Raw genomic sequence first — 11,761 nt, forward strand, 5'->3', positions numbered from 1 at the left:
ACGGGGCCCAGTCTGGCCTGCGCCGCCGGGCTCCGCCGGCACGGCCGACGGGGCGGGAATGCTCGGGGCCCGAGTCCCGTTCCACAAGTTAGTTGCACGCTCAACCGCTTAGGAGGTCGTCATGCCGGCCATCACCGTCGCCGACGTCACCGCGCTGGCCCGCGTCCCCGAGCCGGGCCCGACCGACCTGGACCGCCGCGTCCGCTCGGTCACCACCGCACCCGTCGGGTACGAGGGCGAGGGTTTCCCCGTCCGGCGCGCGTTCGCCGGCGTCGACCTGCGCGACCTCGACCCCTTCCTGCACATGGACCAGATGGGCGAGGTCGAGTACGCACCCGGCGAACCCAAGGGCACACCCTGGCATCCGCACCGCGGCTTCGAGACCGTCACCTACATCATCGACGGCACCTTCGAGCACATGGACTCCCACGGCGGCGGCGGAACGATCTCCGACGGCGACACCCAGTGGATGACCGCCGGCAGCGGCCTGCTGCACATCGAGCGGCCACCGGAGGCGCTCGTCGCGAGCGGTGGACTGTTCCACGGCCTGCAGCTGTGGGTGAACCTGCCGAAGGCCGAGAAGTGGGTCGAGCCGAAGTACCAGGACCTGCGCGCGGCCGACGCCGCCCTGCTCACCACCGGCGACGGCGGCGCCCTGATCCGCGTCATCGCCGGAGAGCTGGCCGGGCACGCAGGCCCCGGGTCCACCCGCACCCCGATGGCGATGATGCACGCGACGATCAGCCCCGGCGCGCAGCTGCGGCTGCCGTGGCGGCGCGACTTCAACGCGCTCGTCTACGTGCTGTCCGGCGCCGGCAGCATCGGGCCCGACGGGCAGCCGATCGAGACCGGGCAGCTCGTCGTCCTCGGACCGGGCGACGTCGTCACCGTCAACGGCGCACGTCACCAGGAGTCGCGGCTCGCGGGCCTCGACGTCGTCGTCCTGGGCGGGCTGCCGATCCAGGAGCCCGTCGCGTGGGCCGGACCGTTCGTGATGAACACGAAGGCCGAGGTCATGGCGGCGTTCGAGGACTACCAGAAGGGAAAGCTGGGCGTGATCCCCGCGACGTACGTCCCCCACGGCGACCTGGGCGGTGCGTCGTCGTGAGCGATCCCGTCGTCGTCGACCGGCCCGACCGGTCCCGGTTCGAGATCCTCGTCGACGACGAGGTCGCCGGCCGCGCGTTCTACCAGCTGCGCGACGGGCTGATCGTGTTCACCCACACCGAGGTCGACGACCGCTTCGGCGGCCGCGGCATCGGTGGGGCGCTGGCCCGCGGCGCGCTCGACGCCGCCCGCGCCCGCGGCCTGCGGGTCCGCCCGGACTGCACCTTCGTCAAGGGCTGGATCGACAAACACCCGGAGTACGCCGACCTCCTGTGAGCGACCCCGGCTCGCGCCGGAGATCGTCGGTGGGCGGCCGTAGCCTGTCGGGGTGCTCGTCGTCCATGCCCTGTGGTCCCCCGGCCGGGGTGTGCTGCTGTGGGCCGAGGACGGCGAACGCCCGGCCGCCACCAGCGCCCGCTCGCTGCGCACGGCCCGCCCGCACCCGTTCGCAGCGACGTCCGGCGAGCTCGCCGCGCTGCACCCCGGCAAAGCGGCCCCGCTCGTCCTGCTGCTCCCGGGGCGGCCGTCGGGGCCGCTGGCATCCCCCGAGCTGGTGCGGTCGGGCCCCGCGCGGCGCCCGCGCTCGGCGCCCGAGCTGCTGGCCTGGACCGTGCCGGCGCTGCTGGTCGACGCGGCCGAGCTGCGCGACCCCGACCCCGCGGTGCGCTACGGCTGCTCGGTCGCGCACCTGCGCGCGGTGCTCGACCTCGCCGAAGGCCTCGCCGCCCGCGGCCGCGTCCTGCCCGCGCTGTCCCACACGGGGGCCGACGCGCCGCGCGCCCGCTGGCGGCCCGTCGTCCAGGGGCTCGACGCGGTGGTGTTCGACAGCCTCGTCGGCGCGCTCCCACCGGTCGGTCGGGCCGAACGACGGCCGAGACCAGCGCCCGGCGCCCCGCCCGACATGCAGGGTCACGATCCGCACGTCCTGCTCACCGACGCCGTCGGGGTACTCGCCGACGCCGCCGTCCGCGACCGGCTGGCCCGCGCCGACGAACCGGTCGAGGTACTGCCCCCACGCCGCGGGCGCGCACCTGCCGTCACCCCGGCCACCGAGGCCTGGCTGGCCGCGCTGGTCACGCCGGACGACCGGGTCGGTGGCGCCGCCGGAGTCGGCCGCGCGGAGCTCGACGAGCTGGCCCGCGCCGTCGCCGCCTGGGACGACGTGGGGGCCGAGGCCGCCGGGCCGGCGCGGGCGTCGTTCCGGCTGGCCGAGGTGAAGGTCCTCGACGACCCGGCCGACCCCGATGCGCCGAGTACCGACCAGACCGGCGACGGCACCCGCTGGGAGCTGCAGTTCTCGTTGCGCTCCACCGAGGACCCGAGCCTGCTCGTGCCCGCCGCCCGCATCTGGGACGGCGCCGGCACCACGCTGACCCGGCTGATCGGCGAACCTCAGGAGCTGCTGCTGGCCGAGCTGGGCCGCGCCGCGCTGGTCTATCCGCGGCTCACCCGGGCATTGCGCTCGGCGTGCCCGGAGGTGTTGCCGCTCGACGTCGACGGGGCCGCCGAGTTCCTCACCGACGTCGCGGGCAGGCTGCTCGCCGAGGGGTTCGACGTCGAGCTCCCCGCGGGCTGGGACGGCAGCCGCCGGCTGGGGCTGCGGCTGTCGGCGAGCTCCACCGCGGCGCCGGGCGTCGTCACCCGCGGCGGGTTGGGCCGTGAGGAGCTGGCCGCGTTCCGCTGGCACCTCGCCGTCGGCGACGACGTCCTCGACGAGGACGAGATCGCCGAGCTCGTCGCCACGAAGGCGCCGCTGGTGCGGCTGCGCGGGCAGTGGGTGACGATCGACCGCGAGCAGCTGCGTACCGGCCTGGAGTTCATGCGCCGCAACGCGAACAGGCGGCGCCCGACGGCCGGCGAGGTCGTCGCCATGGCGGCGGCCCCACCGGCCGACGTGCCGCTGCCCGTCGTCGGGGTCGACGCCACGGGCTGGCTGGGCGAGCTGCTCGACGGGTCGGCCGAGCACACCCTCGCCCCGGTCGAGCCGCCGTCGTGGTTCACCGCGACGCTGCGGCCCTACCAGCAGCGCGGCGTCTCCTGGCTCGCGTTCCTGGGCGGGCTGGGCCTGGGTGCGTGCCTGGCCGACGACATGGGCCTGGGCAAGACGGTGCAGCTGCTGGCGCTCGAAGCGGCCGAGCGCGACGCGAACCCTCACGGGCCGACCCTGCTTGTGTGCCCGATGTCGCTGGTCGGGACGTGGGAACGCGAGGCGGCGCGGTTCGCGCCGCGGCTGCGGGTGCTCGTGCACCACGGGCCCGACCGCGCAGCCGGCGAGGAGTTCGTCGCCGCCGCGGCGGCGGCGGCCGACGTCGTCGTCACCACCTACGGCACCGTCGTGCGCGACGCCGCGCTGCTCGAACCGTTCGAGTGGCACCGCGTCGTGCTCGACGAGGCGCAGATGGTCAAGAACAGCCTGGCCGCGTCGGCACGCGCGGTCCGGCGGCTGCGCGCCGGGCACCGCATCGCCCTCACGGGCACGCCGATGGAGAACCGGCTGGCCGAGCTGTGGTCGGTCATGGACTTCCTCAACCCCGGCATGCTCGGCAGCCCCGAACGGTTCCGGCAGGGCTTCGCCATCCCGGTCGAGCGCTACGGCGACGACGAGGCCGCCGCCCTGCTGCGCCGCATCGTCCGGCCCTACCTGCTGCGACGCGTGAAGACCGACGCGAGCGTCATCGACGACTTGCCGGAGAAGATCGAGATCACCCAGCACTACCGGCTCACCCGCGAGCAGGCGTCGCTCTACCGCACCGTCGTCGACGACATGCTGGAACGCATCGAGGGCAGCGACGGCATCGCCCGGCGCGGCAACGTCCTCGCCGCGATGGCCAAGCTCAAGCAGGTGTGCAACCACCCCGCGCAGCTGCTGCACGACGGCTCCCCCATCGGCCGCCGCTCCGGCAAGGTCGTGCGGCTGGAGGAGATCCTCGAGACGATCCTCGCCGAGGGCGACAAGGTGCTGTGCTTCACCCAGTACGCGGAGTTCGCGTCGATGCTGGTGCCGCACCTGTCGGCCCGCTTCGACCAGGAGATCCTCTACCTGCACGGCGGCACCCCGAAGAAGCGCCGCGACGAGATGGTCGAGCGGTTCCAGTCCGACGACGGGCCGTCGGTCTTCCTGCTGTCGCTGAAGGCGGGCGGCACCGGGCTGACGCTCACCGCGGCCTCGCACGTGGTGCACCTCGACCGGTGGTGGAACCCGGCCGTGGAGAACCAGGCCACCGACCGGGCGTTCCGCATCGGGCAGCGGCGCAACGTGCAGGTCCGCACGCTGGTGTGCCCGGGCACCGTCGAGGAACGGATCGACGAGCTGATCACGTCGAAGAAGGCGCTGTCGGGCAAGGTGATCGGCGACGGTGAGAACTGGGTGGGCGAGCTGGCGGACCTGTCGACGGCGCAGCTGCGCGAGGTGTTCGCCCTGGGTGGCGAGGCGCTCGCCGAGGACGCACCCGCCGACGACGGCGGTGGGGAGGTGCCCCGTGGCGCGTGAGCCCGACCCGTTCTGGTGGCGCGACGGCGAGGCCGGTGGGAAGCCCCGCAAGGTCACCGGCGGCATCCAGATCCACGCGACCCGCGGCGCGGTCGCCCGCACCTGGTGGTCGGCCCGGTTCCTCGAGGTGCTGGAGCAGGTCGTCGCCGGGGGCCGGATGGCGCGGGGGCGCAACTACGCCCGCGCCGGGCAGACGCTCGAGCTGCGCGTCGATCCCGGGTCGGTGACGGCGAGCGTGCAGGGCAGCCGCGAGCGGCCCTACCGGGTGCGGGTCGGCGTCGCGACCTACGGCAAGCCGGAGTGGACCCGCGTCGAGGAGGCCCTGGCCGCCGACGCCTGGTACGCGGCCACGCTGCTGGCCGGGTCGATGCCGCCCGAGATCGAGGGCCTGTTCGCCTCGCTCGGGCTGGCGCTGTTCCCCGCCGACGCCCGCGACCTCGTCATGGACTGCTCGTGCCCCGATCACGCCGTGCCCTGCAAGCATCTGGCCGCGGTGTTCTACCTGCTGGCCGAGCGGTTCGACGCCGACCCGTTCGAGGTCCTCGCGCTGCGCGGGCGCGACCGGGAGACGTTGCTGGCCAACCTGCGGACGCGCCGCGCGGCCGCAGCCGAGGAGCAGCAGGGCCCGCGCCCCGCCGAACCGGCAGAGCCCACGGCCGCACCGCTCGCCGACGTCCTCGACGCGTTCTTCACCGCCGGCCCGGGACTCGACGACGCCCGCCGCGTCGCGCCCGTCCCGACGGCACCCGACGCCCTGCTCGACCAGATGCCGCCGTTCGCGATCACCGTACGGGGCGCGCAGGTGGTCGACCTGCTGCGCCCGGTCTACGAGGTGCTCGCCGCCCCCACGGATCCGCAGCCCTGACCTGTCGCTCCTCGTTCCGGTGCGCTGCGGGACGCCGCAGCTCCCGGGCCACGGCGACGACGACCGCGACGGCGAGCACGACGGCGAGCGCGGCCCGGCCCGCCCCGGCCCGGACGTGCCCGCCACATCGGGCGGGCGGGTACGGCGGCATCCTGGCGACGACGTCCTGAATGCCGTTAACGGGTCGATGATCCGGTTCGAGTCAGCGGGCGGACCCGTTCCGAACGGTCCGCGACGCCGACCCGAGCGAGGTGCTGATGACCACCCCGGACGCGACGTTCAGCGAACGCCCCTCCGCGCCGCCGGAGCTCCTGCCCGGCCTGATCGGCGCGGTCACGAGCAGCGTGCGGTTCACGAGCTTCGTGCGGGACGTGGAGCTACGCGGGCTCGTGATCGACGTCGACGCCGACTGCGCGGTCGACCTGCCGATCGGGACGCTCGCCAAGCAGCCCAGCTCGTTGTCGGAGATCTTCACCGGGCTGCGGTGCCCGGTGGTGCGCCTCGGGTTCGTCACAGGCCACCGGCAGAGCTGGGAGAACCGGGGCACTCACCTGGGCGAGGTCGTACACAGCATCGCGCTCGGCCCCGGGGAGTCCCGCAACATCGCGTTCGTCAACTGGCGCCGCCGGCAGCTGACCGCGCTGGAGGAGCGGACGACCGTCGACGAGCGGGTGACCGCCGTCTTCGTCCAGAACCGGGCCCTTGAGGAGATCACCACCGCGGTCGCGACCGAGCACCAGGAGGGCGAGACGCAGACAGAGGCGGGCACCGCGGTGACCGCGGGCAGCTTCGTCGGCGCGGGCGCGGCCGTCGGCAGCGTCGCCGGCGCGGTGATCGGGACCATCGCCGAGCCCGGTGGCGGCACGATCCTGGGCGGGCTCGTCGGCGGCGCGGTGGGCTCGATCGCGGGCGGGGTCGTCTACAGCGGCTCGAAGGCGCTGGGAATGATCGAGTCGCAGACCGACGGCGACCGCGACATCGTCGCCGACGTCAACCAGCGGATCGCGCTGAGTACCAGCCAGACGGCCTCGGCCGTGCGCTCCCTGTGGTCGACGGCGGTCGTCGAGGACGCGCAAGGCGAGAGCGTGTCGGCGACGACGTCGAACATCACCAACTACAACCACATGCATGCGCTGAACATCGAGTACTACGAGGTGCTGCAGCACTACGAGGCCCGGCTGGCCGCCGACAGGCTGCAGCCGCTGCTGTACCTGCCGTTCACGTTCCTCGACTTCACCGGCTTCCGGTTCGTCCGCGACTACTGGGAGATCGTCCGCGTGCACGTCGACGACGCGGCGCTGCGCGAGCAGGGCGACAGCTATTTCGTCACCGAGGACGTCCCCGATGCGCCCGACCTGCTGCCGGTCCCGGTCGAGCCGCAGGAGCCCCCACCGGCGGAGTCGCTGCGGATCACCGCCCTCGTCGTCGACGTGCTCTTCGACGGCATCCCGTTCAACCTCGACGTGGGTCTGACCGTCGTGCGCGACGGGCAGGAGATCTTCGGGCAGGAGCAGACGAACGGCGTCCCCTCACAAGCGCTCGCCGGCTTCGACTTCGGCAACCGCTACACGTTCGACGCCGACCTCGACGACGCCGGGCAGATCACCGCTGTCGTGTTGTCGCGCAACCAGGTCCTCGACATCGAGGACACCCGGTTCCGCATCCGCGTCTCCCGCGGTGCCGTGCGGCGGGGCGAGGCATCGGTGCGCAACCTGGCCGGCACGACGATCCTGGGGCAGGGTCTGCTCGAGTCGGACGGGCCGCGCAACACGACGGTGGCGTGGTCACCGGCTGAGGGCGTGGCTGCGGCGGACGTGGCGGCGCGTGAGGAGTACGAGGCCGCGCTGTTCGAACGGGACCAGGTCCTGGCCGAGAACGAGCGGCGGCAGGCGGCCTTCGACGCCCTCACCGAGGACATCGACCGGTTCCGCAACCGGCTGCAGAAGCTGGTGCTCCGCCGCCGGCACTTCTTCACCCGCGTGATCCTCGACGCGATCGAGCCCGAGGAGATCACCCAGCTCCTGGAGTCGGTCACCATCGGCCACGCGGACAGCGGGGCGCCACGGCTGCGGCTCAGCGACCTCGCGAACACGACCCCGCTCGGAACCACGGCGGGCGCCTTCGTCCTCACGCTCAAGCGACTGGATCCGGCGGCGACGAAGGGGCTGCTCGGCACCCTCGGGCTCACCGACGTGCCGGCCGAGCTCGACATCCTCGCCGGCTACGCCGACACCACCCTGCGCTCGTTCGAGAAGCGTCACGACCGGCTCAGCCGCGTCGACGACGTCTATGTGCCCACGGGCGGGCTGTTCGCCGAGGCGGTGCTGGGCCGCTCCAACAGCGCCGAGTACCTCGACATGCAGCGCTACTTCAACTGGCAGGACTCGCCGATCCCGCACCAGCCACCGGCGATCGACCCGGTGAGCACCGCGAGCCGGTTCCAGCGCGGGGACGTCAGCGTCACGGTGCCGGAGGGCGACCTGCAGGTGATCAACCCGGTGACCTTCCCCGACCCGACCGGGCTGTCGGGGGTGTTGGCAGCCGTGCAGAACCCCGGGATGTTCCGGGACATGTCCGGCGCGAGCCAGCTCGCCGGGGTCCTGGGCAGCCTGTCCACCCTCGCCGGACAGATCGGGCAGGCTGCCGCGACGATGACCGGCCAGGCGGCCCAGGACGCGTTGCGCGCCGCGACCGACGTGAGCCAGGCCGCGGCCGGGCTCGCCCAGGCGATGGTGGACACCCCGGTCACGTCCGGTCCGCCGGCCACCATCACCAACGACGGCGCCGCGCTCAACGCCTCACGCGATCTCGACGCCCAGACCGTCGCCGCGCTGACCCCGGCCGGCGGCACACCGTCGCCGGCCGAGCCGTCGGACACGACACGCGACATCCCTCGTAACGTCGCCGGGCTGCCGACGACCGCACCGCGACGTCCCCGGCAGGGGCGCAGCCCGGCGCTGACGACGAGTCTGGTCGTCCGGGACCCGAACGGTCGGCCGATCCTCGTCGACCGACTCGCCGACGTCCGCAAGGTGTTCCGTCTGTACCACCCGCAGCTGGAGCCGCAGCTGCACGAGTTCACCTCCGCGACCGAGGCGGCCAACCCGTTCTACACGCTGCCGGTCGAGTGGCCGCGGCCGAGCGGGATGATCACGATGGCGCTGGAGGTCGCCGGCGTCGCGTTCACGAACTCGGCGCAGTTCACGATCCCGGACGGCGCGGACCAGATGCTCATCACCGCGACGTTCGCGACGAAGCCGGTCACGATCACCCGCCAGGAGAACGAGAGCCACTCCGACGCCGTCACCCGCACGATCCAGGGCAAGCTGGGTGTGTCGTTCGACGCCGCCAAGACCGTCAAGGTCCTGCTCGAGGGCGGCGGCGGGGTCAGCGGCACCGACACCGACACCGGGGGGTCGAGCGAGTCGCGGACCGAGATCGTGCGGGTGCCGATCGACGGACTGATCGACCTGGCCCTCGGCTTCACGTCCGGGTGACGCGCCGGTACGGGCCGGCCCTGCTGCCCCGGCTCAGGCCGTGGCGTCGCGCGTGGTGCCCGTGCCGGCGCCGTGCAGCTTGCCGGTGCGCATCGCCCAGCGCTCGAACCACAGCGTGAACAGGGGCGGGACGGCGGCGGCGAGCGCGACCAGCGTGGTGGCCACCGACCAGCCGAGCCGCCGGGCGGCGACGAGCGTGACCACCAGGTAGGCGACGAACAGGGCGCCGTGGATCGGGCCGAAGATCTTCACGCCGAGGTCGTCGAACACGACGACGTACTTGAAGAACATGCCGATCAGCAGCCCCGTCCAGGAGCAGGCCTCGGCGACGGCGATCGCGCGGAAGGCGCGGGCCGGTCCGGAGAGGGTGGTCGGGGAGGTCATCGGCTCGGCTCCTGGCTCGGGGTCGGCTGTGGCTGCCTCCACTGTGCCCGACGCCGCCCCCGAACCTTCTACCGGGTGTCGAAATTCGCTGTGTGATCCGTCCCGCGCGCTCCGCCAGGCGGCGACGACGTCGTCGGCACGCACCGGAGCGAGCGGCACCTGCGGCGGGGTCGGTGCGAGCAGCCAGCCCGCGATCCGCGTGTTGAGCTCCGACACCACCGCGCGGACCGCGGCCTCGTCGGGCAGCGGTGCCACCGTCTGCGGCAGGCGCTGGATCTCCTTGCGCAGCAGCAGCGACGTCGGCAGCACGGCGTCGCCGGAGAGGCCTTCGCGTTCGATCCAGCCGCGCACCCACCAGCTGTCGTCGTCGGGCCCGTCGAGACGCAGCGGCCGGCCCTTGCCGGGCAGGTCGTCGAACGCGCCGCGCTCGGCGGCCAGCCGGATCTGTTCCTCGACGACGGACTCGTGCCGTTCGAGCACCCGCGCCTCCCTCGTGTTCCGGTTCCGAGGGTAGGCGCGGGCGGGCTCAGGCCAGGTCGGCCAGCGCGACGTCCGGGTCGGCCAGCCTCGCCGGCTCCGCCGTCGTGGCGGCCCGGACGAGCCGGCCCAGGTGCTCGGTCACGTCCCACACGTTGACGTTCATCGCTGCCGCGACGCTGCCGTCGACCAGCCAGAACGCGACGAACTCGCGCGCGTCGAGGTCACCCCGGACGACGAGCTCGTACGGCTGCGCCGGGTCGAACCAGCCGGTGAACTCCATACCGAGGTCGTACTGGTCGGTGAAGAAGTAGGGCGGCCGGTCGTAGGCGGCGTCGATCCCCAGGGCTGTGCGGGCCGCGACCGCGGGCTGGTTGAGCGCGTTGGCCCAGTGCTCGACGCGGATGCGCCGGCCGATCCCCGGGTGCCACGCGTTGGCGATGTCGCCGACGGCCAGCACGTCCGGGTGGGCGCTGCGCAGGTGCTCGTCGACGAGGACGCCGTTGTCGACGTCGAGCCCGGCCGCCACCGCCGCCTCGACGTTCGGCTGGGCCCCGATGCCGACGACGACCACGTCGGCGGGCAGGGTGGCGCCGTCGTCGAGGTGCACGGCGTTGCCGTCGCCCGCGGCGACGATGTCGCGGACCTGACGACCGAGGCGCAGGTCGACGCCGTGGGCACGGTGCAGGTCGGCGAACGCCCGGGCGACCTCGGGCCCGAGGACCCGCACGAGCGGCAGCTCGGCGACCTCGACGACCGTCACCTGCGCTCCCGCCGCCACCGCCGCGGCCGCGGTCTCCAGGCCGATCCAGCCCGCCCCGACGATCACGACCCGGGCGTCGGGGCGCAGGGCCGCGCGCAGCCGGTCGCTGTCGGCGACGTCGCGCAGGTGGTGCAGCCCGGCCGGGTCGGCGCGGGGCAGGTCGAGCCTGCGTGCGCGGGACCCGGTCGCGAGGACGAGCGTGTCGTAGCGGAGCCGCTCACCGTCGGCGGTGGAGACCCGGTGCTCCTCGGCGTCGACCTCGGTGACGGGCGACCCGAGCCGCAGGTCGACCCCGTTGTCGGCGTACCACTGCCGCGGGTGGACGTCGATCGACTCCCGCGCGTCGCCACCCTGCAGGTACCCCTTCGACAGGGCCGGCCGCTCGTAGGGCACGTCGGTCTCGGCGCCGATCAGCGTGATCGCGCCGTCGAACCCCTCGGCGCGCAGGGCCTCGGCCGTCTTCGCCGCAGCCAGCCCACCACCGGCGACGACGACGGTCCGCTCAGCCATGGACCCCACCCGGGCGCGGCATGGTGAGCGCGAGGAACTCCGACCGCGAACGGGGGTCCTCACGCAGGGTGCCCAGCAGCGTCGACGTGATCGTGCTCGTGCCCTCGCTGCGCACCCCGCGCAGTGACATGCACATGTGCTCGGCCTCCACGACGACCCCGACGCCGCGCGGCGCGAGGTGCTCGTCGAGCCAGTCGGCGACCTGCTTGGTCAGCCGTTCCTGCACCTGCGGGCGGCGGGCGAACAGCTCCACGACACGGGCCAGTTTGGACAGCCCGAGGATGCGCTTGCCCGGCAGGTAGCCGACGTGGGCGACGCCGACGAACGGCAGCATGTGGTGCTCGCACACCGAGGCGACGGGGATCCGCCGGGCGAGGACGAGCTCGTCGTATCCCTCGTCGTTGTCGAACGTCGTGAGGTCGAACGAGCGTGGGGCCAGCATCTCGGCGTAGGCGCGGGCCATCCGGCCGGGTGTTCCGGCGGTGGCCTCACCGTCGGTGGGGACGCCGAGCGCGGTGAGGAAGTCGCGGGCGGCGCGTTCGGCGCCCGCGAGGTCGACGCCCGCCTCGGGCGCGGTGACCCGCAATGGCCGCACGACGGCGTCGGCCCCGGCGGGAACCAGGGATATGTCGGGAGTCGTCACGGAATCCTCCGGCTCTATCGGACGC

8 protein-coding genes are annotated in these 11,761 nt (G+C 73.6%); 5 read left to right on the forward strand and 3 right to left on the reverse strand.

The genetic code is table 11. The annotated features are described in order from the left end of the window. Positions 1-121: 121 nt before the first annotated feature. From PSU4_RS04130 to PSU4_RS04150, 5 genes are all read left to right on the forward strand, one after another. Positions 122-1,108, forward strand: a complete 987-nt coding sequence (locus PSU4_RS04130) for a pirin family protein (RefSeq protein WP_147102608.1) — start codon at positions 122-124, stop codon at positions 1,106-1,108. After that, on the forward strand, positions 1,105-1,383 hold the full coding sequence (locus PSU4_RS04135) for a GNAT family N-acetyltransferase (RefSeq protein ID WP_147102609.1): 279 nt from the start codon (positions 1,105-1,107) through the stop codon (positions 1,381-1,383). The genes PSU4_RS04130 and PSU4_RS04135 overlap by 4 nt, the downstream gene beginning before the upstream one ends. A gap of 52 nt (positions 1,384-1,435) precedes the next feature. Continuing rightward, positions 1,436-4,597 (forward strand): DEAD/DEAH box helicase, encoded by a 3,162-nt coding sequence (locus PSU4_RS04140; protein ID WP_147102610.1) that lies wholly within the window; start codon positions 1,436-1,438, stop codon positions 4,595-4,597. Further along, positions 4,587-5,462, forward strand: coding sequence for an SWIM zinc finger family protein (locus PSU4_RS04145; RefSeq protein ID WP_147102611.1), 876 nt, complete (start codon positions 4,587-4,589; stop codon positions 5,460-5,462). Before PSU4_RS04140 ends, PSU4_RS04145 begins: the two co-directional genes overlap by 11 nt. 257 nt (positions 5,463-5,719) lie before the next feature. Beyond that, positions 5,720-8,959, forward strand: a complete 3,240-nt coding sequence (locus PSU4_RS04150) for a hypothetical protein (protein ID WP_147102612.1) — start codon at positions 5,720-5,722, stop codon at positions 8,957-8,959. A gap of 33 nt (positions 8,960-8,992) precedes the next feature. Here the strand turns inward: PSU4_RS04150 and PSU4_RS32970 are convergent, their stop codons facing one another. Genes PSU4_RS32970 through folE form a run of 3 tightly spaced genes read right to left on the reverse strand, consistent with a single transcriptional unit; the run spans position 8,993 to position 11,688 of the window. After that, positions 8,993-9,823, reverse strand: coding sequence for a DnaJ family domain-containing protein (locus PSU4_RS32970; RefSeq protein ID WP_373866031.1), 831 nt, complete (start codon positions 9,821-9,823; stop codon positions 8,993-8,995). A gap of 46 nt (positions 9,824-9,869) precedes the next feature. Continuing rightward, positions 9,870-11,093: an NAD(P)/FAD-dependent oxidoreductase gene (locus tag PSU4_RS04165; RefSeq protein WP_147102613.1), complete on the reverse strand. Its 1,224-nt coding sequence runs from the start codon at positions 11,091-11,093 to the stop codon at positions 9,870-9,872. Continuing rightward, positions 11,086-11,688, reverse strand: a complete 603-nt coding sequence (gene folE / locus PSU4_RS04170; RefSeq protein ID WP_147102773.1) for a GTP cyclohydrolase I FolE — start codon at positions 11,686-11,688, stop codon at positions 11,086-11,088. Before folE ends, PSU4_RS04165 begins: the two co-directional genes overlap by 8 nt. Between the last annotated feature and the right edge of the window lie 73 nt (positions 11,689-11,761).

The sequence above is a fragment of the Pseudonocardia sulfidoxydans NBRC 16205 genome (assembly GCF_007989085.1).
GTDB classification, from domain to species: Bacteria; Actinomycetota; Actinomycetes; order Mycobacteriales; family Pseudonocardiaceae; genus Pseudonocardia; species Pseudonocardia sulfidoxydans.